Source organism: Brevibacillus massiliensis (assembly GCF_000311785.1).
In the GTDB taxonomy this organism is placed as follows: domain Bacteria; phylum Bacillota; class Bacilli; order Brevibacillales; family Brevibacillaceae; genus Brevibacillus_C; species Brevibacillus_C massiliensis.
This window is the reverse complement of sequence record NZ_HE978538.1, coordinates 39,112-64,427: the sequence shown is the minus strand read 5'-3', so window position 1 is coordinate 64,427 and position 25,316 is coordinate 39,112. Positions and strand designations below refer to the sequence as shown.

Annotated in this window: 29 protein-coding genes; 3 read left to right on the top strand and 26 right to left on the bottom strand. The window is 49.3% G+C overall.

The annotated features are described in order from the left end of the window. The 4 genes from HGBM_RS30740 to HGBM_RS09555 form a co-directional block, all read right to left on the bottom strand. Window positions 1–568 (bottom strand): DNA adenine methylase (locus tag HGBM_RS30740; protein WP_035286785.1); only part of this gene is annotated, 568 nt, incomplete at its 3' end. Next, window positions 561–1,421: a hypothetical protein gene (locus tag HGBM_RS09565; protein ID WP_019120881.1), complete on the bottom strand. Its 861-nt coding sequence runs from the start codon at window positions 1,419–1,421 to the stop codon at window positions 561–563. The genes HGBM_RS09565 and HGBM_RS30740, both read right to left, overlap by 8 nt. Before the next feature lie 747 nt (window positions 1,422–2,168). Continuing rightward, on the bottom strand, window positions 2,169–2,585 hold the full coding sequence (locus tag HGBM_RS09560; protein ID WP_019120880.1) for a hypothetical protein: 417 nt from the start codon (window positions 2,583–2,585) through the stop codon (window positions 2,169–2,171). Window positions 2,586–2,778: 193 nt separating this feature from the next. Next, a complete protein-coding gene (locus HGBM_RS09555; protein ID WP_147512843.1) occupies window positions 2,779–3,228 on the bottom strand; it encodes a hypothetical protein in 450 nt (149 codons plus the stop codon). 268 nt (window positions 3,229–3,496) lie between these two features. Here HGBM_RS09555 and HGBM_RS09550 point away from each other — a divergent pair, with 268 nt between their 5' ends. Continuing rightward, window positions 3,497–3,898, top strand: a complete 402-nt coding sequence (locus HGBM_RS09550) for a 23S rRNA (pseudouridine(1915)-N(3))-methyltransferase RlmH (RefSeq protein ID WP_019120878.1) — start codon at window positions 3,497–3,499, stop codon at window positions 3,896–3,898. A gap of 118 nt (window positions 3,899–4,016) precedes the next feature. Here the strand turns inward: HGBM_RS09550 and rlmH are convergent, their stop codons facing one another. Together rlmH and HGBM_RS09540 are read right to left on the bottom strand one after the other, a co-directional pair. Further along, on the bottom strand, window positions 4,017–4,502 hold the full coding sequence (gene rlmH, locus HGBM_RS09545) for a 23S rRNA (pseudouridine(1915)-N(3))-methyltransferase RlmH (RefSeq protein WP_019120877.1): 486 nt from the start codon (window positions 4,500–4,502) through the stop codon (window positions 4,017–4,019). Between the two features lie 3 nt (window positions 4,503–4,505). Next, on the bottom strand, window positions 4,506–4,781 hold the full coding sequence (locus HGBM_RS09540) for a CxxH/CxxC protein (RefSeq protein ID WP_019120876.1): 276 nt from the start codon (window positions 4,779–4,781) through the stop codon (window positions 4,506–4,508). Window positions 4,782–4,947: 166 nt separating this feature from the next. Between HGBM_RS09540 and HGBM_RS09535 the strand changes: the two genes are divergently transcribed. After that, the gene (locus tag HGBM_RS09535; protein WP_019120875.1) at window positions 4,948–5,475 is read left to right on the top strand and encodes a hypothetical protein; all 528 of its coding nucleotides are present in this window, start codon (window positions 4,948–4,950) and stop codon (window positions 5,473–5,475) included. 77 nt (window positions 5,476–5,552) lie between these two features. On the opposite strand, the gene HGBM_RS09530 is transcribed toward HGBM_RS09535, so the two are convergent. The 7 genes from HGBM_RS09530 to HGBM_RS09500 form a co-directional block, all read right to left on the bottom strand. Further along, window positions 5,553–6,788 carry a S1C family serine protease gene (locus tag HGBM_RS09530; protein WP_019120874.1) on the bottom strand — a complete coding sequence of 412 codons (1,236 nt, stop codon included), beginning with the start codon at window positions 6,786–6,788 and terminating at the stop codon, window positions 5,553–5,555. Between the two features lie 126 nt (window positions 6,789–6,914). Further along, window positions 6,915–7,703 (bottom strand): MBL fold metallo-hydrolase, encoded by a 789-nt coding sequence (locus HGBM_RS09525; protein ID WP_019120873.1) that lies wholly within the window; start codon window positions 7,701–7,703, stop codon window positions 6,915–6,917. Then, the gene (locus HGBM_RS27120; RefSeq protein ID WP_019120872.1) at window positions 7,700–8,464 is read right to left on the bottom strand and encodes a two-component system regulatory protein YycI; all 765 of its coding nucleotides are present in this window, start codon (window positions 8,462–8,464) and stop codon (window positions 7,700–7,702) included. Before HGBM_RS27120 ends, HGBM_RS09525 begins: the two co-directional genes overlap by 4 nt. Then, on the bottom strand, window positions 8,434–9,813 hold the full coding sequence (locus HGBM_RS09515) for a YycH family regulatory protein (protein WP_019120871.1): 1,380 nt from the start codon (window positions 9,811–9,813) through the stop codon (window positions 8,434–8,436). Before HGBM_RS09515 ends, HGBM_RS27120 begins: the two co-directional genes overlap by 31 nt. Continuing rightward, entirely contained in the window at window positions 9,810–11,648 is a 1,839-nt protein-coding gene (gene walK / locus HGBM_RS09510) for a cell wall metabolism sensor histidine kinase WalK (protein WP_019120870.1), read from the bottom strand. The genes HGBM_RS09515 and walK overlap by 4 nt, the downstream gene beginning before the upstream one ends. Beyond that, window positions 11,649–12,353 (bottom strand): response regulator YycF, encoded by a 705-nt coding sequence (yycF, locus tag HGBM_RS09505; protein WP_019120869.1) that lies wholly within the window; start codon window positions 12,351–12,353, stop codon window positions 11,649–11,651. Window positions 12,354–12,508: 155 nt separating this feature from the next. After that, window positions 12,509–13,999 (bottom strand): LysM peptidoglycan-binding domain-containing M23 family metallopeptidase, encoded by a 1,491-nt coding sequence (locus tag HGBM_RS09500; protein WP_019120868.1) that lies wholly within the window; start codon window positions 13,997–13,999, stop codon window positions 12,509–12,511. A gap of 234 nt (window positions 14,000–14,233) precedes the next feature. Here HGBM_RS09500 and HGBM_RS09495 point away from each other — a divergent pair, with 234 nt between their 5' ends. Next, a complete protein-coding gene (locus tag HGBM_RS09495) occupies window positions 14,234–14,605 on the top strand; it encodes a hypothetical protein (RefSeq protein WP_019120867.1) in 372 nt (123 codons plus the stop codon). Window positions 14,606–14,692: 87 nt separating this feature from the next. Here the strand turns inward: HGBM_RS09495 and HGBM_RS09490 are convergent, their stop codons facing one another. From HGBM_RS09490 to HGBM_RS09430, 13 genes are all read right to left on the bottom strand, one after another. Further along, a complete protein-coding gene (locus HGBM_RS09490) occupies window positions 14,693–14,902 on the bottom strand; it encodes a hypothetical protein (RefSeq protein ID WP_019120866.1) in 210 nt (69 codons plus the stop codon). 82 nt (window positions 14,903–14,984) lie between these two features. Further along, window positions 14,985–16,271, bottom strand: a complete 1,287-nt coding sequence (locus HGBM_RS09485; RefSeq protein WP_019120865.1) for an adenylosuccinate synthase — start codon at window positions 16,269–16,271, stop codon at window positions 14,985–14,987. A gap of 165 nt (window positions 16,272–16,436) precedes the next feature. Further along, window positions 16,437–17,786, bottom strand: a complete 1,350-nt coding sequence (gene dnaB / locus HGBM_RS09480; RefSeq protein WP_019120864.1) for a replicative DNA helicase — start codon at window positions 17,784–17,786, stop codon at window positions 16,437–16,439. A gap of 32 nt (window positions 17,787–17,818) precedes the next feature. Continuing rightward, window positions 17,819–18,262 carry a 50S ribosomal protein L9 gene (gene rplI / locus HGBM_RS09475; RefSeq protein ID WP_019120863.1) on the bottom strand — a complete coding sequence of 148 codons (444 nt, stop codon included), beginning with the start codon at window positions 18,260–18,262 and terminating at the stop codon, window positions 17,819–17,821. 15 nt (window positions 18,263–18,277) lie between these two features. Continuing rightward, on the bottom strand, window positions 18,278–20,218 hold the full coding sequence (locus HGBM_RS09470) for a DHH family phosphoesterase (RefSeq protein WP_019120862.1): 1,941 nt from the start codon (window positions 20,216–20,218) through the stop codon (window positions 18,278–18,280). A 15-nt stretch (window positions 20,219–20,233) separates the two neighbouring features. Then, the gene (locus tag HGBM_RS09465; protein WP_019120861.1) at window positions 20,234–21,160 is read right to left on the bottom strand and encodes a YybS family protein; all 927 of its coding nucleotides are present in this window, start codon (window positions 21,158–21,160) and stop codon (window positions 20,234–20,236) included. 77 nt (window positions 21,161–21,237) lie between these two features. Next, entirely contained in the window at window positions 21,238–21,468 is a 231-nt protein-coding gene (gene rpsR, locus HGBM_RS09460) for a 30S ribosomal protein S18 (protein ID WP_019120860.1), read from the bottom strand. 34 nt (window positions 21,469–21,502) lie between these two features. Next, window positions 21,503–21,964 (bottom strand): single-stranded DNA-binding protein, encoded by a 462-nt coding sequence (gene ssb / locus HGBM_RS09455; protein ID WP_019120859.1) that lies wholly within the window; start codon window positions 21,962–21,964, stop codon window positions 21,503–21,505. Between the two features lie 26 nt (window positions 21,965–21,990). Next, window positions 21,991–22,278: a 30S ribosomal protein S6 gene (gene rpsF / locus HGBM_RS09450; RefSeq protein ID WP_019120858.1), complete on the bottom strand. Its 288-nt coding sequence runs from the start codon at window positions 22,276–22,278 to the stop codon at window positions 21,991–21,993. 140 nt (window positions 22,279–22,418) lie between these two features. Beyond that, the gene (ychF, locus tag HGBM_RS09445) at window positions 22,419–23,519 is read right to left on the bottom strand and encodes a redox-regulated ATPase YchF (RefSeq protein WP_019120857.1); all 1,101 of its coding nucleotides are present in this window, start codon (window positions 23,517–23,519) and stop codon (window positions 22,419–22,421) included. Between the two features lie 206 nt (window positions 23,520–23,725). Continuing rightward, window positions 23,726–23,923: an aspartyl-phosphate phosphatase Spo0E family protein gene (locus HGBM_RS09440; protein ID WP_245552927.1), complete on the bottom strand. Its 198-nt coding sequence runs from the start codon at window positions 23,921–23,923 to the stop codon at window positions 23,726–23,728. Between the two features lie 71 nt (window positions 23,924–23,994). Beyond that, complete coding sequence (locus HGBM_RS09435) at window positions 23,995–24,525, bottom strand: cupin domain-containing protein (RefSeq protein WP_019120855.1); 531 nt, start codon at window positions 24,523–24,525, stop codon at window positions 23,995–23,997. Next, window positions 24,518–25,315, bottom strand: coding sequence for an ATP-binding cassette domain-containing protein (locus HGBM_RS09430; protein ID WP_019120854.1), 798 nt, complete (start codon window positions 25,313–25,315; stop codon window positions 24,518–24,520). Before HGBM_RS09430 ends, HGBM_RS09435 begins: the two co-directional genes overlap by 8 nt. Window position 25,316: the final 1 nt, after the last annotated feature.

Sequence of the window (25,316 nt, the reverse complement as noted above, 5' to 3'; positions counted from 1 at the left end):
CCCCCTTTCGCCTAGCTCTGGCTGAATTACTATCATAAGTTGTAAAATCTGCGGCTCTACTCATGACAGCTGCAATAAACGTGTTAGCTGCAGCGGAAATAATGTCGGATGCCTCACTGAAACGTCCTTCTTCTGCTAATTCATTATCTTGTTTCCTTACGGTAACAGCTTCATTGAAAACCTCTTCGGAATAATCCTGTCTGTATAGTTTTTTAATTAGGTCTTTGGTTAAAAACTCGTTGGTCAGAACTTGGAAAAGACAACACAGCGGTAAGTCTGCGTCACAATATACTCGATGCTTAAATAATTTCGGGTCAATATTGAGAAGACATCTTCCTCCTCCACCAGTTACCTCATAATAGGCTTTAAGGTCATACTGTTTCGCAGTCCATTCAATAAGCGGAACTAGTGAGGAAACAAGCCCTGCTTTACCTCCGGTATAAGGAATGATAGATAATGTCTTCCTGCTCATTTCATCCCATGAAGTTGGTTTAATCAGTTTTTCTATCGGGGATAAGGAGAGTAGATGCCTCTCCTTGTTCCCCCTCAAAAGGAAGGGGCTATACATCGTCAGCACCCCCAACACCATTAATAAGGGCATCATACACTTTAGGACACTCTATAATGTAGAAACGTTCAGATTTGAATTCCTTCTGAATGCCTTTAATTTTTTGACCCTTATGCGTTTCTCTCGTAAACTTCTTTAAATATCCGCAATCTTCCCAACCTTGAAGAATTTCATCCAACTTCATACATCTTGCGTTACTCTTGTATTTCCCACGTTTCGGTTTGTCCTCTACTTCGTCCCAAACGAACAATTCCATTAAAGTATATCTTGTGACAGCAATTAAACACTTTCCTGTGTATTCAATTGAGTCTAAGATAATACCCTTATGCATCAACGGGTTATAGTTGTTTTCAGAGAGTACAGCAAGATCATCAAAGTCAAACATTAGATCTTCTTGGAGCAAATCAAGATTTCGAACTGCATCAGATTGGCTTAAGACTCCACCACCAATCAAAGAATTCAGCTTGTCTGTGCTAACTTCTTCGGCAATATCTTGTTTTCTAAGCTCAATAGCGAAAATAATCATCTTTTCTAACAATGGTTTGTCAATGTAAAGTCCAAATGAGGCTAAATCGGCTAGAACCGAGGAAAAGAACTTGTTTTCATCCATCAACTCATGATGCAAATAGGATTTGCTCGTACGCTTTCTCCCTTTAGATGTAAACTCCACAACATATGTTCCATGAGGGAATTTTTGGTTTATACCCCAATAGAGTTTAACTTCCCAATATGGACTGAACGATGATTTTAATTCTTCTAGACACACTTGACCTTCGCTTTTGTCCTTCAGATTCTTTTGATTCTTGTAGTCTTTCATGTCTTGTCGTGTACTAACTGTTTTTTTGTTACCCATTATTACCACTCCAGGTATTCGAGCTAAAGGTCACAAACAATTAACCTTCGCAAGATTATCTGGAATCTCTTGAAAAAACTCTGGAAAAACAAAAAACTATTGAAATACTTTTCTCAGTACTCCCTAAGAAATGAAAACTGTTATCCATACCATGTAGTGTCCTGATGAAAAAAGAAGCCATTCAATATCTGTATCACTATAAAGTTTCCATTATCACAACGTATTCCTTAACCTCTTCTATTCGATTAATGAAACTCAAAAGCAGTAACCAATAGGCAAATAAATATATTAATCGATGCACTTGAACGGAATTGATATTGAACTAAGGGGAAACTGTGGAGTTGTGGAGGTTGTGGGATCTGTGGGTATAGTGGGTAGCCAAATCTTAAATGACGATCATTTCCCCTGAGCAGACTATTTTGGTGGAATGCTCATCTTGGAAACACCCTCTCCCATATGGAATCTGTGAGAGAACTTCTGATTTATTCCTTGCATGCATACCCAATTGCTCGATTGAGGTGATGTAACCGAAATCATTTATCACTTTGTGCTTATCCGATTTTGCTCATTTTTCTCCTACTAACTATGTTTATTATCTTAGTGCCACTCCATAAATATTTTGATTTCTTGTAGATTGGTTTATAATCACCCAAAATATCGAGACAATAGAAAAGGGGTAAGACTTTTTCAGCTCTATGTAGAGCTTTAGAAGTTTCTACCCCTCAAAGATATTTTCAGGACTCTCCGTCAAAACAAACGGTCACAGTAGCATGGCTCACATAATACCATTGGACCGCCCTTCATCATTCTAAGAATGCCTAAATCTCCACATTCAGAACACGTAACCTCACTTAATTTTTCATACCTCTCTTTGATAGCGTAAATATTTTGGTTCTCACTGAGTAATTCCACTCTCAAAAAACCACCTACATCCTTTACCTCATATACTGTTACGTCTGGATTTTTGTTGATAGACTTAAAATAATTGGACATATCCTGAAACATGTCATTTATTAGCTTCATTCTCCCATTACCAAACTGCCATTTTAGTAAGTCGTAGAAGTATCCTTCTTCATTATTCATTTCTTCTGCTAAATTTAGCTCTGCTGCCCAAGGGAATTTCTCAATAATTTCTTCTTGAGTGATACGAGTCAATTTGTTCATTTGCTCTTCCTCCCTTACTCGTTAATTCGTTGAGAATATAACTTGGAAGAGCAAAAAGATCAAAGATATTTTATCATTTACTGTCCTTGATTATTCCTTTAAATAAAGGTCCCCGAACTACGATCTGACCATTACCGACACTTAAATTACCCTGGTTATCGAAATAGTTAAATGTTAAAGCCGTTGGATAAAACTAACCATCATCTCGAAGCAAATTACCATTTGCATCAAAATACCTGAAAGTAGGTTTTCTCTCACTTTCGGTCTTGAAGCACGAGTCACAATACACAGTGAGCCATCCAAACATATCTCGAATGCTTCCTGAATCGCCGCACGATTCACAAACCTCTTCAGATAGCCTTTCATACTTTTCCGTAATAGCATGTATTTCTGGAATACCCCTACAAATAACAGTTTGCATGGACGCATACTTCTCTTTGATTTCCCAAATCACTACGTTAACAGGTATGTCCTTGGCTTTGTAAACATTCTCGATCTCTTCAAACATATTCCAGATCAATTGAAACCAACCATCTCCACACCAACACGGAGCTAAGTAACCTAAACCTTCGCCTGAATTCGGATCTTTTGCTTCCGCCCAAGGGAACCGTTCAAACAGCCTGTCTTGTAAGTCTGGATTCATCATTAGATGACACCTGCCTATTAAATTTTTCTCATCATGTACCTATAAACTAGGTGAGAAAACAGGTCTTAAATATTTCAAAATTTCTACACCTATATATTTTTCGTTAAGGAAATGTAGATAATAAAGAGAAAAAGTGTCCGAATATAATCTTTCATCTGGTTTACCCTAATCAATGATCACCCTAACACACCTTGTAATATAACTTTGAAGAACGTACTCTAATATAAGCTGTACAAAAAATAACACTTAGCTGAGGTTTGTAATCATGAACTTTAAAATTTACGTTATTGGTGACAAAATAGAAAAATTTTATCTAGAAGGTATCAAAGAATATGAGAAGCGTTTAAGTAGAAGCTGCAAAATACAACTACACCATTTTAAAAACCTAGAATCACTTTCAAAGAAGTTATCTGATAAGACATATAAGATAGTTATCTCCTCAAAAGGTAATACAATTAGTTCCGAAGAACTCGCAGATAAAATAAACCTTTTGGGTGTAACAGGGAAATCAGACGTATCTCTTCTAATAGGTGCTGATTCCATACCCCATGACGAGGTATTATCCATTAGCCCAATGGAGATGGACTTAGGATTAAAAACGACTATAATTTTTGAACAAATTTACCGAGCATACCGCATACTCAATAATGAACCATACCATAAATAATAGGTGACCATAACTGGTCACCTTCATTGTTTAAACTACCCGCTTTACTTGAATGATTTCACCTTTGAACATAAATAAAATAAATTCAATCGTATCTCTGAAATTGAAACTATACGGTTTAGGGTTTGGTGTGGTAAGCATCCCCCCTCCCAATCCGAAACCCCCGATACACCTGCTCCACCAACACCAACCTCATCAACTGATGCGGAAACGTCATCTTCGAAAACGACAGCCTCACATCCGCCCGCTTCAACACTTCCGCCGACAGCCCCAGCGAACCCCCGATGACAAAAGCCAGCTGGCTTTTCCCATGCAAAGCCAACCGGCCCATCTCAGCAGCCAGCTTTTCCGACGACCACATCTCCCCGTCGATGGCCAGAGCAATCACATACAGATCCGGCTTGAGCTGAGCGAGGATCCGCTCGCCCTCTTTTCGCTTTACCTGCTCCATCTCGGTGGGACTCAACTCTTCCGGAGCCTTCTCGTCACTTACCTCGATAAACTGCAGCTTGCAGTAGGCAGACAGGCGCTTGCTGTACTCCTGGATGCCATCCTTCAGATACTTTTCCTTCAACTTGCCGACAGCTACGATTGTAATTTGCACCTGCTACATTCCTTTCACGCGCAAAAGCACCGCTTGTCCCCCGGCCCCGCAGACCATGCATGTATCCGCAGCAGCAGGATCATCTACATCTCCGCGTCTAAATACATCAGGTGCCGTCTCATATTGGTTCACGTAGTCGTCAATCTCCCGCTCCAGGTGCTCCAGGCAGCTCACTCGAACCGGGAAATCGGCGTATATCTCGGTCTTCTCGCCTTTGATATGTATCGTTCGCACTTGTGCGTCATCATTTGCATCTTTCATGTTTTTGGTCATGTACATTCCGTCCCTTCCTTGCTGCTGCGCTTCCCTTATTTTATCCAATCCCGTCCACAAAAAGAAGGTGCGGATCTTTCACGTTTCACGTTTTAATACCGCTATCCAGCGGGAAAAGGTAATCAATCCTACCCGCTGCCCAACCATCCACAGTAGAAAGAGGGATTGCACCTTGGTTCAATACAAAAGTTCAAAAGGATCCATATTTCTATATGTCAAGCCGGACAAGAACGCCATGCTGGGACTGGGCTCGATCGTCGTCACCAGAAACAAAGCGGAGATTTTACTGTTTCCCGGCATATTCCTCAGACTGCACGCCGCTTATATCGGCTTTCGCCGCGGGCAAATCCCGCCGAATGACAAATTCAAAATTACCGAGGACGACATTCATCCCTCTACGATCTATGTAACCTTTTCCAACAGCAAAATTACCCTTCAACAAATCCCTAAAAACGGAAAATCAGCAACCGTTTCGTTGGAACTGATCGAGTTCTTTGAACTGCTGAAATTTGCCCTGGTGCTTGGTTACAAAAAACACCTGACAGGATTTCCGGAGACACATGTCGAGCTTCAGCGAATTCAGATTGTATTTCACAAGAAGACGATCTGGGACAAGTACCTGATTTTTTGGGTGGCCGTTTTCCTCTTGTCCTCAGCGGCATTTGTCTTCTTGCTGGCACAGCAAGCGGGCATGTTATAGACCAGAAAGACTTCATCCCACTATACATAAGCAAACGAGGGGCGCCGCATTTGGCACCCCTCTGCTTACCTGCTGATTTAGTTGGTAGGCGAATTGCCTAGCGTAAGTTGGACTGTCTTCTCTAAACCGTTCCGGTAGAACGTTACTTTCACCGTGTCCCCCGGCTTTTTGTTGATGGTCAGGTACTTGCGCAAATCGGCTGTCGAGTTGATCTCTTTGTCATCAAGCTTGACGATGACATCGTATTGTTTTAAACCTGCTTTTGCTGCCGGCGAGAAATCGGGGACGCCTCTGATGACGACACCTGCTTTTACATCTTGCGGCAGGTTCAGATCTTCTTTCCACGCAGAGCGCGGCACATTGGTCAGATCAAGCGGATTTTGAATGCCGATATAGGCCCGCTTCAATTTGCCATCCTGCATCAATTGCGACACGATATTCTTCACGTCGTTGATCGGGATGGCGAAGCCGAGTCCCTCTACGCCTTCCTTGGCGATCTTCATGCTGTTGATCCCGATTACCTGTCCGTAGATGTTGCACAGAGCGCCGCCGCTGTTGCCGGGGTTGATCGCCGCATCTGTTTGCAGGACATCCATGTCCCAGTCGGTCTGCCCGTCGTTGTCCACGTCGATCGGCATCGAGCGGTTAAGGGAACTGATAATGCCGGCCGTCACCGTCTGCGAGAATTGCAGGCCGAGCGGGTTCCCGATTGCGATCGCCGGTTCACCCACTTTTAGCGTGTCGGAATTCCCCAGCTCTGCCACGGTGGTTACCTTCGAACCGTCAATTTCCAGGACAGCCAGGTCGGTCAAGGCATCAGCCCCGAGAATGGTCGCCTCGACGCGATCCCCTTTGGGCAGGGACACCTCCACCTTTTGCGCCCCGTCAATGACGTGATAGTTGGTGATGATATGAGCTTTTCCGCCCTTTTTTTCAAAGATGACGCCGGAACCCTCGCCGCTTTCGACCGTACCGCTCTGCCGCGTCCAGGGATTGGTGACTTTTTGGATGTTAATAACCCCGACTACGGCATTTTCCACCTTTTGCACCGCCTGGACGATGCCGGTATTCACATCCAGCGACACAGGCTGTGACACCGATACAGGCGTCGCCCCTACGCTCTTGTCCATCGCCAGAGCGGTATTCGGTTGATTCAACGATACATACCCTGATTTAGTAAGTGCTGGCATCATTAATAAAACGACAAGTCCGCCGATTACTGCAGATGTAACAGAGGTAACGATAAAGCGGCCAACGCCCTGGTCACGCCGTTTTTTGCGCTCCGGTTCGTAGAAATCGTCGTAATACCCCATTTCCTATCTCTCCTTTCTTCTACTAGTAAGCTTAGCAGCCTTTCATAGAAGTTATACCATCCTTCACTCTCAGTATACGAATCCGTTACGGGAAAGTGGCGTGAGAAATATGGAAAGGTTGTGGAATCATACCTCTTCCAGTCTGGTGGGACGATGCGGATACGTCTCACGCAGATGGGTGTCATCGCCAACCTTTAACCCTTTTTCTTCGAGAATATTTTTCACGGTCAGACGGGCCAACTCTGCCATGTTGTTCTCCTTGCTCAGATGTGCCAGGTAGACCCGCTCCGCCCGTCCCTGCAGAATGTCGGTCAGCGCCTCTCCGGCGGTTTCATTGGACAGATGGCCGACATCGCTTAATATGCGCCGCTTGATGTTCCACGGATAATGCGACATCCGCAGCATCTCGACATCGTGATTGGCCTCAAAGATGTACGCGTCCGCCCCGCGAATCGTCTGCTTGATCCGCTCGCTGACATAGCCCAGGTCTGTGGCCAGACTCAACTTTTTCTTTCCGTGATAAAAGCAGAAGCCCATCGGTTCGGCAGCGTCATGCGAGATCCCGAATGATTCGACAGCCAGGTCTTCAAACTCTTTCGTTTCCCCAATCTCAAAAAAACGGCGCTGATCCTCTGTAATCGTGCCGATTTGCCCCTCCAGCTCTCCCCAGGTCTTCTGGTTGGTGTAGATCGGTATGTTGTACCGCCTGGCCAAGACACCCACGCCTTTTATGTGGTCGACGTGTTCATGGCTCACCAAAATAGCCTTTAGCTCCGCCGGATTTACTCCGATCTCCTGCAGGGCCGCATCGGCTTGTTTGCCTGTGATCCCCACGTCGATCAACAGTGAGGTTCGGTCTGTTTCGACATAGATGGCGTTTCCTGTACTGCCGCTTGCCAACACGCTAAATCTCAACCCTGTTCCCTTCTTCCTGCATCCTCGCTGTTTCTTGTACCTGTCTGCGCTTCCAGCGGTCTTTCCACGGCCCCCGTGAAGGCATTCACATAATGGATTTTCCCGTTGTGGATGATTCTCCATACGGGTGCCAAAACCTGCACGACGGCATCGTACTCGTGGCCGTAGTACCCCAGCGTGACATCCTCCACCTGTTCGTTCGCTGTGATAATCTCTTTTTCGACCAGCGAGCGAAGTGCCGTATAGGCGGAGATCACCTGCCGGTTGTCTCCCTGATTGTGGACGTGAAGATACGTCTGCTTGTATCCTGTCGCCATGCCTTTTTCCACTTTCACTTCCAATGGGGCAATGTAGATGGGCACACCGTCATGCGACTGCCAAAACATAATCTCCCCCTTCCCGAGCAAATAGTGATCAAGCCGGTACTGTTCGGCGTGAACGACTTTTTGGCTCATCTGCCTTAAAAAATCGTCGGGGTTCTTGGACAGATTAAGCTGGATGGGTTGGGCCAAGTGAGCCGTGATCGGATCCGCGTCCAAATACTCCACGTTTACGTAGTTCATCTCTGGCGTCTCCTGGGGGATGTCCACTTTCAGCGAGATATGATGCTGCGCCAGAAAAGCGGTGCTCTCCACCCCGTTTTTGACTGTATCCGAGTCTACCCACTGCTCCGTCCGCGACACGTAGACCTGATACCCCAAAAAAAGATCGAGGAAGAGAAAGGCGCAGATCAGGATGCTTTTGGCTCGGCTCCAGTCCACTGGCTCTCCTCCTCTTCCGGGTTTTTCGCACGAGCGTCTTGAATCAAGGTCGTCCCATCCTGCATTTCTACCGCCCAGACCGGAGTCAATTCCACGTACTCTGGAAATACCCGGCTTTGATATCCCAAATATACATTTTGAATCTGATCGGTATCCACCTTCTGCGCCCGCAAACGCTCGTACAAGGTTGGCCCCGAGATGATCGTCGACTCCTTGTAGTCAACGTAGTTTTCCAAATCGATGAGCGAGCGTTTCATCGTGACGATTTGCCCTTCTTCTGTCGTGACTGAGATCGTTTCCCTGCCGTCATTGCTAACGAGCGGATACGACCCGACGTACCGTCTGAAAGAGATCACGTCTCCCTCTCCCAATCGCTGTTCCAGCCGGTCAAAGTAATAGGTTCCCGTCCAGCCGAGGTGCTGATTGATGAACGAGATCGCTCCCAGCAATTTGTCCTCATCCGACAGCCCTTCTGTTTTTTGCGGCAGGGCAGGGTCGGTAAACGTCATCAACTGCTGCTCTTTGCGAAGCTGCAGCGACCTGCTTCCATCGGTGTATATCACGGTATTGTCCCGCTCGACGATCTTGCGGATTAGCGACGGGTCCAGGAAGAACGCGTCGATGATCGCCTTTTCATTGAGCAGCGAGTAGTGGAAGCGGAACTGACGGATTTTCTGCTGCTCTTTCGGAACGTAGTAAATCTGCCAGAATACCGTGTTCCTGGCCGGTTCCTCCGGCATGTACTTCAGGATTTGCTCCGGCATGAAACGGCCCATCGGCAGGTAGGATTCCGTCAAATCCTTGGGGCTCACGACTGTGCGGGCACGAACCACCTGTTTGTCGTCTTTTGAGATGAACAAGGCGTAAACCATATCCTCGCTCTCTTCGTAATACAGCCAGATCCGGTCGATGCCTTTCATCCGGTTGGACATTTCTCCGCGAAAGGCGAACATTTGCGAGATGATCGAGACCGGTATCCCGGAACGAAAATCAATTTCCAGGCCGGGCTTCACCTGCGCCAAGCTTTCCCACTTCTGCTTGGTCAAGGGGTAGGTGAGAAAGTCATAGAAGTACCATTTGCCAAGCTGTGATTGGATCGATGCATACGGCGCATCAGTCGGTCCTGCCTTGGTATGCCGGTTTTCTCCGTAGTGAAACACCACTGCGCTCGGAGTCACCAGATCCTCCATGTCCTTCGACTCGCCGATCAGCCCTGACTCCAGGTAGGTGGTAGGCGCGATAAATTCAAATTGCGGTTGTTTGTTCCACAATTGAAAAGTCAACAGGAAGCTGACAGCTACCAGGATGCACAGGATTACCGTCTTGCCAGATTCGGTCACCTGTCTCATGCAGTCTCACCCCCCTCAGCGAAGGGCACCCAGAAAGTGACTGTCGTTCCTTCATTCCATTCACTAGCGATTTCGATCTCCGCGCCATGCGCTTGAACCAGTTCCCTGGCGATGGAGAGTCCCAGCCCCGTCCCTCCCTGTCTGCGGGAGCGGGCTTTGTCCACCCGATAAAACCGTTCAAAGATGCGCCGGATATCTCGCCGCGGAATGCCGATGCCTGTATCCGTGATGGAGATGATGACCCTGCGCAGTTGTTTGTCGGAGCTGACGTGCAGCGTAACCGCTCCCCCTTCAGGGGTGAATTTGATTGCGTTGGACAACAGATTGTCCAGCACTTGATTAATCGCATCCGGATCGGCATAGACCTGCGGCAGCTCTCCCTGGATTTCAGGCACAAAGCGGATGCCCTGCTGCTCGCTCTGCAGGGAAAAGCGGTCCGCCGCATATTTGACTAACTGCGTAAAGTCGATCGCTCTGGGGTGAAGGATCACTCCCTGCGAGTCAAATCTCGACAACTGCAGCAGGTCGTTGACCAGCCGAATCATCCTCTCCGTCTCGGTCATCGTCACCCCTAAAAAGCGATTGGACAGCTCCGGCTCGTCCTTCGCGCCATCCAGCAGCGCCTCGACGTAGCTTTTGATTGTCGTCAGCGGTGTCCGCAGCTCATGCGAAACATTGGCGACGAATTCGCGGCGCTGTTGTTCCAGACGGGCCTGTTCGGTGACGTCCTGCAGAACGGCAAACATCCCGCCTTTTTTCCCGCTATCCTGCTGAAGTGCCGTAAAGGTCACCCGCAGCGTCAAGATTTCCTGCGGGGCCAGCTGCATCTCCAGGATGAGCGGCCCCGAATCGGAAGAAAGCGGCATCTCTTCTTCTGAAGGCAGCCGCAGCACATCGTGCAGCGTCATCCTCTTTGCCAGCACTTCCGTCTCTTTTGCTTGCAGCATCTCTTCCGCCGAACGATTCATCAAGATAATTCGTCCGTCCCGATCCGTCGCGATAACGCCGTCGCTCATGTTGGAGAGGATCTGCGACAGCTTTTCCCTCTCCTCTTCCTGCTGCTGGATCGCTTCCCGCAATCGGGCCGTCATGTAATTGAAGGCCATGCCAAGATGGCCGATCTCGTCGTCGCCGTAAATCCGAACATTGCGGTTGAAATTCCCGTCTGCCACGGCCTTCGCCTGATGTGTCATCTCCTTGACCGGTTTCGTGATCGTGCGGGCCAGCACGACGCCGAGTCCGACCGTCAAGAGCAGGGCGATCCCCGTTCCCGTAGCGAGAATGCTGGTAATGTTCCGGATAGTCGTGTACATCTTTTCCATCGAGGCCACCATGTAAACCGCGCCGTAAACCACGTTACCCCGCTTTACCGGCACAGCCAGCACCTTTACCCGGTTGCCTGTCCTCGGGTCGATCCGGATCGCTTCATTTCGCGTGCCCATCAAGGCGATGGCGATTTCCTTCTGGGCCGTACGCTGTCCGATGATTCCCTTATCATCCTCTGTGGTCGACACCACGGTACCCGTTTGGTCTACCACCTGAACTCTAGCGTCATTCACCGCTACGAGATTGTACACGAGGTTGTCGATGTCTCTCGTATCCACATCAGGGGCAGAATCCTTCTTGTTGTTGGCCGGTGAACTCAGATACCGCTCCGAATTGGCGGCCAACAGCGTCGCCTGGGCATTCAGGTTTTCCTCGAAGGAATTGGTGTAGTAACTCTCTACTTCCCTTGCGAAATAAGCCCCGATAAACTGCATCGCGATCAAAATCAACAACATGTAAATAACGACAATCTTCCATTGGACCGTTTTAAACAAACGAAGCCGCCACATCTACATGGGGCCTCCCAGGCCGGGATTGCGCAGGGCGTACCCCAGACCGCGCCGGGTAATGATGTATTTGGGCTGGCTTGGATCGTCCTCAATTTTTTCCCGCAGCCGCCTGATCGTCACGTCAACCGTACGAACATCGCCAAAGTAGTCAAAACCCCATACTTCCTGCAGCAAATGTTCCCGGGTGAGGACCTGCCCCTGGTGCCGCCCCAGGTATACGAGCAGCTCGAATTCCCGATGAGTCAAATCGAGTACTTCCCCTAGCTTTGTTACGGTATAGGAATACAAGTCAATGTCCAGGTCATGAATACGCAAAAAGTGCCCATCCTGCTCTTCCGCTTTTGGCCTCGACCGGCGAAGATGAGCTTTTACACGAGCTACCAGCTCACGCGCACTAAACGGCTTGGTAACGTAGTCGTCGGCTCCCAGCTCCAGTCCCAAAACCTTGTCCAGTTCCGAGTCCCGCGCCGTCAGCATGATGATCGGCATGTCAAAGGATTGCCGTACAGTGCGGCATACTTCCATGCCGTCTCTTCCGGGCAGCATCACGTCTAACAGGATCAGATCGGGCTTCTCCATTTGAACCGCCTGAAGCGCTTCCTCCCCGTCATATGCGCATACCACCTGGTACCCTTCTTTTTCCAAGGTAAATTTAAGTATGTCGGCAATCGGTCTTTCATCATCCACGACCAGGAGTTTGGCCATTTGCGCTCACCCCACTTACTATATGGATTCCACTTATAGAATATGTTTTCCTGCCTTTCAATCTTTGATAAGGGAAGCTTCCTCAGAAGAAGTCCAAAGAAAAAGCCGCCCCCTGTGTGAACTGGGAACGACCTTCTGTGTTTATTCTACTACTATCATCTCAAGTATGACAATGGATTCATCAATTTACCATCTTTGTGAACTTCAAAGTGGAGATGGACACCTGTAGAGTCGCCTGTTGAACCCATGACCCCGATTTTCTTGCCTTTGCTGACGACATCTCCCACTTTTACGCTGATGGACTTCATGTGGCCATAACGGGTCGTCATTCCGTTTCCGTGATCAATCACCACCGAATTTCCGTAATCGCCATCCCAGCCGGCCAAGATGACACGGCCGTTGTCTGCCGCAAGCACGGAGCCGGAGCCCGCTATATCAATCCCTTTGTGCATTCGGCCCCAGCGCATGCCAAAACCGCTGCTGATGTATCCCTTAGCCGGCCAACTCAAACGGCCTGTCCCACGGGAGGGAATGACTTTTGTACCTCTCTCGACGATTTTGGTCACGGGCTTCTCCAGAACCTTCTCGTCTAATACGGTTTTGGAGACTTCCTGCCCGTTCTCCGTCACGACCTGGTAGCGAACCAGTTTTTTGCCTTCCTTCCCCTGCTGGATGACTTTCGTATCACCCTTTGGAAGCTTGTCATTGTTCTTCGTTTCAGTCGTATAGTCTATTTTTTCGGTTTGCTCTTTTTCCTCTACTACTTGAACGGTGACCAGCGGTCTCGTCGCCGTCACGTTCAACTTCTGACCCAACTGCAAAAGTGTATTTTCGGTCACTCCCGGATTGTTTGCATATATGTCTTTGGAGGTGATACCGTATTCCTTGGCGATGCACGTGATGCAGTCGCCTTCTTTGACCGTATGTACTTCCTGCTTTAACGTTCCTTTGCCGAGCAGCTCGGTAAGCTTGTCCACTGTCAGAACTTGTGCTACCGGAACAGAACCCTCGTCGGTGGTGACGTTTTCCTTAAACTTGACCTGTTTCTTCGGGCTGTCCGCTGCCATTTTGACAGAAGCGGCGGAGACTGTGTAATTTTTTTCTTCAGGTACTTCGCCCGCATACTTTTTCTTGATGCGGTTGAGTGCTTCGTTTGCTTCCGCCTGATTGGCCGCGTATCCGATGACAGTGCCATCTACGCTAATTTTTACCGCGTCTACCCTGATCTCCGCTTCTTTGTCCAAAGCGGCCAATGTTGCTTCGTTATCGTATTTCCCCTTATATACCATTTCTTCCGTAAAGCTTATGTAATCAGACAACTTCAAAGGAGCGCCGTTTTTCTTAGATTCTTCCTTTTTTAACTGCTCCTCAGCCCACTTGTGGACGATTTCTGTATCATTGACGATCCCCACTTCCTTGCCGTTAACGATGACGTGGTAGATCGGTATAATATTGGATTCGTAATAGTATGTGGCGGAACCCCCGACAGCCAGGCAGACAACTGCCGCCGAACTGCTCCAGATAACCGCTTTTTTATGTTTTGATATGTATGTGCTGACCTGTTCTCCGATTTTCTTTGTTTTATCGCCTGTGTAAATTGGTTTCAAACGTTGTTTCAACCAGGCTTTCCACTCGGCTAGCCCCATCATCAACCCTCCTGAACAAAAAGTCACAAGTTAACAGAATGTTTCTAAAATAGCTAATTAACATTCTGTTCCTTCATCTATATTAGGTTATAATTGACAAAAATATCGAAAAATCAACTATTACGACTTTACCATAAGTAAGTTGCCGTCATCAAGTGTAAAATAGCGTCGAATAATCTCAATCTTTGTGTGGCACAATAGAAAAAACTTCGATTGAAAATATGGAGGTCACCCGTGAAAGAGCGTAATATTCTCGCTGGATTCCGGAATGAAGATGCCGCCAATGCAGCGGCCAAACAGCTTCAGAAAGCCGGCTTCGACACGGTGCAGGTAGAAGTCATTGGAAGATATCCGGGAGAAGGGATTCAAAAGGTAACGAATCCGATAACCGGGGAAATTCCCAACCTTGGCTCCTTGACCTTGGGCGCGGACTTTCCAACCGGCAGGGACGCCAGCATACTGGCTGCAGCAGATCCGGCGGCGAGTGGAATGTCTGACGGAGGCCAGGAAACAGTCGGGAGAAGCGTCTTGCTGACTGCTGTCGTTCCGGAAGACCGCGCTGACGAGGCGACAGCGATCATCACAGCTGCAGACGGCGAAGTGTAAAAAAGATTCTGCAAAATCCCCTTGCGATGGGAGATAGAAGCCACCCAACCGTTGTACGCGGATCGGGTGGCTTTTGTTTATCTATCATTAACGTTTGACCTCTATCATCGAGGTGACATCTCTTAGGGATAAGCGACGGAATGAAAATTGTTCCGTATCAGCCCGCTTAAAGGTAGTAATAAAGCAAACATACCCTTTGCTCACGTGAGACATCGTGCCTTTGATCACGCTGCCGTTAAACATCTTTACTTCTACCTTTTTTCCAACCAGTTTCAACGCCTTTTGGTCAAATCCCATCTCAAACACCTCGTTTTCGTTTGGTATGGGATACCATATGCCCAGACGTTCCCCAGTGGTGTCTGTCTCTCTTTAAAAATATTTAGGAGTATATTCCGCGAACCACGACCGTCTGTTCCCTGTCAGGACCAACGGAGAAGATGGATAACGGCACTCCGGTCAGCTGCGTAATCCGCTCGACGTAATGGCGGGCGTTTTCCGGCAAGTCGTTGATGTTTCGGATTCCGGTAATGTCTTCCTTCCAGCCAGGCAATTCTTCGTACACCGGTTCGCAATTGGCCAGGACGTTCAAGTTGGCCGGAAATTCCTCAATCACTTCGCCATTGTATTTGTATGCCGTACAAATGCGAAGCGTATCGATTCCCGTCAACGTATCCAGCTTGGTCACAGCCAACCCGGTAATCCCGCTGACACGGCGGGCATGGCGGACAACAACGCTGTCAAACCAGCCGACGCGGCGAGGACGGCCTGTCGTCGTGCCGTATTCAAAACCCACCTCGCGAATGTGATCGCCGATTGCATCCTGCAATTCAGTCGGAAACGGACCATCGCCGACACGGGTCGTGTACGCTTTGGCTACGCCGATTACCTGATGGATCTTGGTCGGCCCTACGCCGGAGCCGATGGTTACACCGCCGGCGATTGGATTGGAAGAAGTGACGTACGGGTACGTCCCTTGGTCGATGTCCAGCATGACGCCTTGTGCTCCCTCAAACAACACGCGATTTCCCTTATCGATTGCATCGTTGAGCACCACAGAAGTATCCGCCACGTACGGACGAATGATTTCCGCATAGCCCAGGTATTCCTCAAGCACTTCCTGAAGATCGAACCCGGACGTTTCGTACAGTTTTTCGAACAGACGGTTCTTTTCCGCCAGATTGCGGGACAGCTTCCGTTCAAATTCATCCCGATCCAGCAAATCCGCCACGCGGATGCCGATCCGAGCCGCTTTATCCATGTACGCAGGGCCAATCCCTTTGCGGGTCGTACCGATCTTGTTTGCCCCTTTGCTCTCTTCCTCCACACTGTCAAGTTTGATGTGGTAAGGCATGATCAAATGGGCGCGGTTGCTGATTTTCAATTGTTTCGTAGAGAACCCAAATCCGTGAAGATATTCCAATTCCGTCACCAGTGCTTTCGGATCGATGACCATTCCGTTCCCGATGACACAAACCTTGTCTTTATAGAAGATCCCTGATGGAATCAAGTGAAGCTTGTATTTGTTCCCATTAAAAATGATGGTATGACCCGCATTGTTTCCTCCCTGGTAACGGGCTACCACCTCTGCTGTCTCTGCCAAATAATCCGTAATCTTTCCTTTTCCTTCATCGCCCCATTGGCTTCCTACAACAACGACGGTAGACATCGCCAAGCACCTCCTGATCTTGTCAGAAACACTACCTAGTGTACTAAACGAGACCCTCCATGTCAATGAAAAAGCCGAACAATATTCAAAACTATAAATCTATATGTTCGGTTTCAGTGCAAACAAAAAAAGAAATGCCGAACGATTCGGCATTTGCTGTCAGCTTTATCCAGCCATGTCTCGATGGCGTTTATCCAGGCTGACGAATTTGTTGTACTCCTTTAAAAAGGCCAGCTCGACCGTACCCGTCGGACCGTTCCGCTGCTTGGCGATGATGATTTCAATGACGTTTTTATTTTCTGTCTCCCGGTCGTAATAATCGTCCCGATACAGGAAAGCGACGATATCGGCATCCTGCTCGATTGACCCGGATTCGCGAATGTCCGACATCATCGGCCGCTTGTCCTGCCGCTGCTCCACCGAACGGCTTAACTGGGACAAGGCGATCACTGGAACGTTTAACTCGCGGGCTATACCTTTCAGCGTACGGGAGATTTCCGAAACCTCCTGCTGCCGGTTTTCTCCTCTTCCCCGACCGTGAATCAACTGCAGGTAATCGATCAGGATCATCCCGAGTCCCCGTTCGGCTTGCAGACGCCGGCACTTGGCCCGGATGTCCTGTACGGTAACTCCCGGTGTATCGTCAATGTAGATGGGCGCCTTAGCCAATGTGCCGATGGCCATGGTGAGTTTTTGCCAATCATCTTCCTCGAGCCAGCCCGTCCGCATTTTGGAGGCGTCCAGGTTGCCTTCCGCGCATATCATCCGCTGAACCAATTGGGAAGCTGCCATCTCCAATGAAAAGATCGCCACGGTTTCCCCTGCCCTGGCCGCTACGTTCTGGGCCACGTTTAGCGCGAACGCCGTCTTTCCCACGGACGGGCGGGCAGCCAGGATAATCAGATCGGAACGCTGAAAACCCGAAGTCATTTTGTCGAGATCGGGGTAGCCCGAGGGAATTCCTGTCACTTCGCCGCGACGCTGGCTGAGCAGCTCGATTCGCTCGTAAGTCTCCATCAGCACGTCCCGAATGGAAGTAAAGCCGCCGCTGTTGCGGTTCTGTCCGAGCTCCAATATATACCGTTCCGCATCGGCTATGATCTCCCCGACTTCATCCTCGCGGGAATATCCGTCGTTGGCAATCTTGGTCGCGGTGCGGATCAAGCGGCGCAGCAGGGCTTTTTCTTCCACGATCCGCGCGTAGTACTCGATATTGGCTGCTGTCGGCACCGATCGGGCCAAATCGGTCAAATACGATACTCCGCCGATTTCCTCCAACAGCTTATGATCCTGGAGTTCAGCGGTAACGGTTACCAGGTCGACAGGCTCCCCTTTTTCGTAAAGGTCCAGCATCGTTTTAAAAATACGCTGGTGAGCTGTCTTGTAAAAGTCTTCCGGACGAAGGATCTCTACTGCCGTGATGAGAGCTTCCCTTGCTAGAAAAACGGCACCTAATACAGATTGTTCAGCTTCCAAGTTTTGCGGCGGCACTCGATCTAAAAACAGGTCGCTCACGTCACACCCCTCGCTCACTTGTGTTCGATTGATTATTCTTCCGTTACGTGCACCTTGAACACTGCTGTCACGTCGTGATGCAGCTTGGCTTTCACCTGGGTAACCCCGAGGGTCCGGATCGCATCCATCTCCAATTTGCGTTTATCCAGCTTAATGCCAGCTTGATCTTCCAGGGCTTGAACGACTTGCTTGCTGGAGATCGCTCCGAACAAACGTCCGCCTTCCCCTGCTTTTCCGGTAATTTTTACAGTCAGCTCGTTCAGTTTGACAGCCAGCTCCTCAGCTTCCTGTTTTTCCTGTTCCTTGCGTTTTTCTTCGCTGCGCTTTTGCGCCTCGAGCGTTTTTATATTTCCTTCGGTCGCTTCTTTCACCAACCCTCTGGGCAGCAAAAAATTCCTGACGTAGCCTTCAGACAAATCTTTTACTTCCCCTTTTTTTCCTTGTCCCTTTACATCCTTCAAAAAGATTACCTTCACGGCAATTCTCCCCCTTTACGACAAACTGTCAATAACTTCTTTGATGCGCTCAACCGCTTCTTCAACCGTGATGTCGTTTAGTTGGGCAGCCGCCCCAGTCAGATGGCCGCCGCCGCCCAACTGTTCCATGATCGTTTGAACGTTGATGTCTCCCAAGGAACGCGCACTGATCATTGTAGCTCCATCGGCACGGGTTCCAACCACAAAAGAGGCCTGAATCCCGGACAATGTCAACAGCAGTTCGGCTGCTTGCGCCATCTCCACCTGGGTGTATTCTTCATGAGGATTGCCCACAGCAATGGCGATATTATTGCGGTAAATCTCCGTATTCATAACCACCCGGGCGCGTCTGACAAACTGATTGAGGTCCTCTTTCAAGAACCGCTGGACAGAAGCCGTATCCGCGCCGTTGCGTCGCAAAAACGACGCTGCTTCAAAGGTGCGCGAACCGGTGCGGAAGGCAAAGCTTTTTGTGTCGACGACAATCCCCGCCAACAGCGCCGTCGCAATCAAGTTTTCGATATTGATTCGTTCGCTCTGATACTGCAGCAGTTCGGACACCAACTCACTGGTGGAAGATGCGTACGGCTCCAGATAAGTGAGAACGGGATCATGAATGAAATCTTCTGCTCGGCGGTGGTGGTCGATCACAACCACCCGGCTGGTCTCCTCCAACAGCTGCGGTTCAATCACAAGCGATGGACGGTGTGTATCTACCACGACGAGCAGTGTCCGTCCGGTGATGAGCTGCAGAGCCTGCTCCGGAGAGATAAATACTTCTGAAAGCTGCTCGTTGTTGTAGATCTCACGCATCAGCCGTTCAATGCCGGTAGTTACTTCATCCAAGACAATATATGCATTTTTTTGATGCACCTGGACCGCTTTCCACACGCCAAGCGACGCCCCGATAGAGTCCATATCCGCATTTTTATGTCCCATGACGATGACAAAATCCGCTTCGTGGATTAAATCCCGCAAGGCGTGGGCGATGACCCTGGCGCGTACCCGGGTGCGTTTTTCCACTGCGTTTGACTTGCCGCCGTAAAAGGTGAGCTTGCTGCCGACCCTGACCGCAGCCTGATCTCCGCCGCGCCCCAGTGCGATATCCAGGCTGGATTGGGCAATTTGTCCCAGTTCCACCAGGGATGCATCCCCGCCGCCTACGCCGATGCTCAGCGTAACGGGAATTTTATTGTCCGCCGTCATGTCCCGGACGACATCCAGGATGTCAAAACGGCTTTCCTCAAGCCGATCCAGCGTTTCGCGATGCATCACGGCGATAAACTTGTCGGAGGTATATCGGCGCAGGAAAATCTTGTGCTTTTGCGCCCATTCGCTGATGACTCCGTAGACACTGGTCGAGAGCAATGTGCGGCTCTGTTCGTCCATCACCTGTCCAACTTCGTCAAGATTGTCCAAATGAATAACCGCCACCACGGCCTTTTCGCGGCTGTAACGCATGGACAGCTCCTTGAACTCGCTGATGTCCTTAAAATAAAGCAAGCGGTCGCCCGGACGAATCAGAACCTCGTAGTACCGATCATTTATGATGAGTTCTGCCCGCTTCTGATCGGGCTTTATTTCAAAACCAGGAAAAACTTCAGAAAGATTTTTGCCGATGAGCGATTCATCCCTTAAAATGTCCTGCATGTACGGATTGGTCCACTCGATCACTTTATCTTCACTGTACAGCAGAATGCCCATCGGCATCTCCTGAATGACGCCTTCACCGGCTTTTTTTACCCGATGGGCTATTGTGGCCAAGTACACGCGCAAATCCCGCTGAAATCCCTTCTCCATTTGCAGCGAGAACAAAACAAGCCCGACAATGCATAAAATGCCTAGCGCTCCGTACATCCAGTGGTACCACGTCAATATTGCTAACAGCAATAAGCTGAAGCTGAGGGCCAACACCATGTGCAGCCCGTACCAACGCTTTAGAAGGAACTTGGGCATTTCCTCAGCTCCTCTTCACATTCTTGTTTCCAGTCTTTTGCGCAATCCGATTCCTAGATCAAAAATCCCTAATAAGCTTAGTATATTAGTTATAGGAGGAAAAATAAATAGAGAGACGATCAGCACAGGTGTAAGGTATTTCCATCTCTTTGCGTGAATGACGTACAGACAAAGGCCAAGGCCCTGAATAATAAAGGCGATGTCCAAGATGTAGCGGACGTTGAGAATCGCGCTCCCCCAATACCCCTGCATGAGAGAAGATTGAAAGATGAGTATGAGCAGGAGGGAGATAAAGTAGTAAATCAGAAAAGACCGGGGAAAGCTCCATTCCCGAAGCGGTTTTAGCACAGGGATAGGATGACCCGTCCGTTTTGCAACTATACTTGCCAACCAGTGATTCACCCCGCTGAAAAACAGGCTGAACACGACGAGAAAAGACGGCAGCAAGACAAACGACAAGCTGATCTGCTGTTCAATCAGCTCTTCACTGATCCCCAATCTTTGCGAAAGGTTAAGCGTTCCTTTGGTCACGGTTTGGGCCAACCGGTCATACTCTGCGCCGATGTTGATCCCCATAAAAAAGGTAGCGACCGCAAGCGAGACCAATATCAAGCCAAACAGCACCCCGGCACCGCCGAATACGGCTGGCAGAGCAGAGCTGCGCCCTTTGTACATCATCCCCATGACAGTGCCGACCAGGGCAAGACCTACACCAACAAGCATCCCAAAAATACCCGCTATCAGCAGCCCCAGAGTAGCATAAACGACGATGACCACCAACATGTCTCTTCCGCTTCGCTGTACGGCCAGCAGGATGAACGATACGGGAATGGCCATTAATACCAGTTCGCCGAAAAAAGTATATGTACCTAAAAACAGCAGGACCGTTGAAATCCCCAATAGCAAAGCGCTTTCAGCCACTTGTTTGGTCCGATTGGGCATATGGTGCGACTCCCCTTTGCATATGGAAAAAAAGAGGGTCACGAAATGTGTCCCCCCCTTTTTATCTCTCATTCCTATTATTCAGCCGTGTAAGGCAGCAGTGCTACTTGACGAGCACGTTTGATCGCTACTGTCAGCATCCGCTGATACTTGGCAGAAGTACCTGTTACACGACGCGGCAAGATTTTGCCACGCTCACTGATGAATTTCTTCAAAAGATCGGTGTCCTTGTAATCAATCTTTTTGATTTTATTCACAGTAAAGTAACATACTTTACGACGTTTGTTAGGACGTCCTTTGCGTGCCATGAAATTCCCTCCTTTTCAGGAATGCGAAAGTTTCTTAGAACGGTAAGTCATCATCCGAAATGTTAATGGGCTTACCTGCATCAGCGAAGGGGTCGTTAAACGTGTCGAAACCATTGCTCTTCGCGGCGGGCTTGGATCCGCTGAAGCCGGGATCGTAGCCACTTCCTTCGCCACCCGATCTTCCGCCCAGGAACTGGACGTTCTCTGCCACTACTTCCGTCACATATACCTTTTTGCCTTCTTTATTATCGTACGATCTCGTTTGGAGCCGGCCTTCGACAGCAGCTTGTCTGCCTTTTCGCAGATAGTTCGCACATAGATCGGCCAATTGGCGCCAAGCAACGACGTTGATAAAATCCGCTTCCCGCTCGCCGTTCTGGTTAGAGAACGGGCGATTGATCGCCAGCGTAAAGGTAGTGACTGCCACACCATTGGGCGTGTAGCGCAGTTCCGGATCTCTGGTAAGGTTGCCGATGAGAATGACACGATTAAGCATACAATACCCCTCTCCCGCAACGACAATTATTGTTCTTCTTTGACGAAGAGGAAACGAATAACGTCGTCGTTAATTTTCATTAAACGCTCTGCTTCCGCAACAGCGTCCGGATTCGCTTTGAAGTTCATCAAAACGTAGAAACCTTCACGAAACTTTTGAATTTCATACGCAAGACGACGTTTGCCCATCTCTTGAAGTTTGGTGATTTCGCCACCAAAGCTAGTCACGACATCGCTGTAACGAGCTACATTCGCTTTCACTTGTTCTTCTTCAAGGTCTGGACGCAATACGTACATAACTTCGTATTGACGCATACCTTTTTCACCTCCTTTTGGACTAGACGGCCCTGTAAGGGCAAGGAGCGAGTGCTATTGATCCGCATCTGCATGCACCCAATGAAATACTCGCATTTTGTTATTATAACAAACCACTATACGCCAAGCAAGGCCAGCACCTAAACATTAAACCGGAAATGCATGACATCTCCGTCCTGGACGACATACTCTTTGCCTTCCAGGCGATACTTTCCTTTTTCACGGGCAGCATTGATTGATCCCGCTTCGATCAAATCGTCGTAGGCCACGACTTCCGCCCGGATAAACCCCCGCTCAAAATCGGTGTGGATCACCCCGGCTGCCTGCGGTGCCTTCGTTCCACGGCGTATCGTCCAGGCGCGTACCTCTTGTACCCCTGCGGTAAAGTACGTAATCAACCCAAGCAGCCCGTATGCGGCGCGGATCAATCGGTCCAAACCCGATTCTTTCAGGCCCAGTTCTTCCAGGAATATCTGCTTGTCTTCACCTTCCAGCTCGGCAATCTCCGCTTCCACCTTGGCACTGATGACGACGACCTCGGCGCCTTCTGCTGCTGCGTGCTGCCGGACCGCTTGCACGTGCGGGTTGTCGTCTGCATTCAGAATGCCATCTTCGGCAACGTTGCACACGTAAAGCATCGGTTTGATCGTCAAGAGGTGCAGATCCCTGACCAGCTTCCGCTCGTCCTCATCCAGAACGACGCCGCGTGCCGGCTGGCCTTCCTCGAAAGCCGCCTTCAGCTTTTCCAGGACATCCAGCTCCTGCTTCGCTTCTTTATCGCCGGCTTTTACTTTGCGGGCGATCCGGTCAATCCGGCGATCAACCGAATCGAGATCGGCAAAGACGAGTTCCAGGTTGATCGTCTCGATGTCGCTCAGCGGGTCAACCTTGCCGGCGACGTGTGTGATATTCTCATCTTCAAAGCAGCGGACCACTTGTGCGATGGCATCCACTTCGCGGATATGGGACAAAAACTGGTTGCCGAGCCCCTCGCCCTTGCTCGCTCCCTTCACCAAACCGGCGATATCGACAAACTCAAAGGCTGTCGGGACGACCTTGTTCGGGACCACAATCTCCGTCAATTTGGTCAACCGCGGGTCGGGAACCTCTACAATGCCGACATTGGGATCTATCGTACAAAATGGATAATTTGCCGATTCAGCCCCAGCTTGGGTGATAGCATTAAACAGGGTGGACTTGCCGACATTGGGCAGGCCGACGATTCCTACACTGGAACCCATATGATTTCTCACTCCTCATTCTCTCGCTATTTTGGATGATACCGATTGTTAGAGATGATTGCAAGAAAAATACCGGGATGAAAAAGATGGCTCCTTCGCCTTTTCACGGCAGAAGAAGCCACCTTGCCAACGCTGCTTTTCTGTGAAAAACGTCTTGTCGTTTTTCATAAAACCTGGATACAACCGCCTGCGGTCATCAAAAACGGTCATGAACCGTCTTGATACATCGCACCCAACCGTCCTGCCGACTCGCATAACCGATAGTATTCGTTCAGCAGGTGATCCAGCTTTTTGCTTGTCTCCAATATCTCCGGTGATGTCAAACTTTTTTCTCTGGCCAAGGAGTTTAAAGCATACCGCAGTTCTTCAATTTTCAGCAAATGTTTTGCTTGTTGAAAATCCACCTTGATCCCTTCCCGTACCATTTTTTCCGAGACAAGCCACGTGTATCACCAGATGCTGCAAAAAACCACCATCATGTCGCGCGCGCCCAGATGGAAAGGGAAACCACATTACCCGGATTGATGTAGCGGTGTGGTGAAGTGCTGGGAAAACCGACGCTGTCACCTTCGTACAGGTGGTACTCCCGATCAGACAGCAGCACCCGCAGCTCCCCTTGCAGCACAAATCCGCACTCTTCGCCCGAATGGCTGACCAATTCTGAAACGACGCTCTCACCTGGCTCGATTTCTACCAACACAAATTCTATCTTCCCTTGTTGGATAGGGGTTAAAACGTGATATTTCACATTTGTGTTGCGAAGCTGGATCACTTTTCTCTGATCTTTGCGGATGACCGGGTCGCGGGCGTCGGACAAGCGGAAAAAATGGTTGATCGGCACGTCAAGGGCAGCGCAGATTTTCCAAAAGGTACCGATCGTCGGATCGACGAGACCTCGCTCGATTTGCGACAACAAGCTGGCGCTCAGACCGGTCTTGTCGGCAAGATTTTGCAGGGTAAGCAGCCTTTGTTTTCGAATTTCTCTTAATTCGCTGCCGTTAAACATGTGTATTGACCTTCCTTCCGGGATCGAGGCTGGGCAATGAAGAGATCAGCGCCTGTGTGTAGGCGTGGGTCGGATGATGGAAGATCTGTCGGGTCGATCCCTGTTCGACGATGTTCCCTTTTAACATGACGGCCATGCGGTCACACATGTAGCGGATGACCGACATATTATGAGAGATAAACAAGTACGTCAGGTTTCGCTCCCGTTTTAATTCTTTTAGCAGGTTGAGTACTTGTGCCTGCACGGACACATCCAGTGCCGATGTCGGTTCATCGAGAACGACAAACTGGGGATCCGTGATCAGGGAGCGCGCTATCGCAATGCGCTGGCGCTGCCCGCCGCTGAATTCGTGCGGATACCGCGACAGATGCTCCGCCTTTAAGCCGACTCTCTTGATCAATGCAAGAAGCCGATCGGGGCTGCCTTTACTCTTTCGCTCCCCGCCGGGCAGCGCCTGCAGCGGTTCTGTGATGATCTGCTTGACAGTCATCCGCGGATTAAGCGATGACTGAGGGTCCTGGAAGACGATTTGCGTTTCGCCGGGGTTTTGGCGCTGGTAGCGTCCCTTGACCCACAGCGGTTTCCCCCGATACCGAATCGTTCCGCCGCTCGGCGCCTCCAGGCCCATTATCATCTTTCCCAACGTGCTTTTGCCGGAACCGGATTCGCCGATCAGCCCGAATGTCTCCCCTTGCAAGATGGAAAAGCTGACTTGGTCCACAGCCTGAATCTGCTGCTTTCCGGTCCCGTAGACTTTGCTTACGACATCCAGTTCGATCAATGGTTTCATC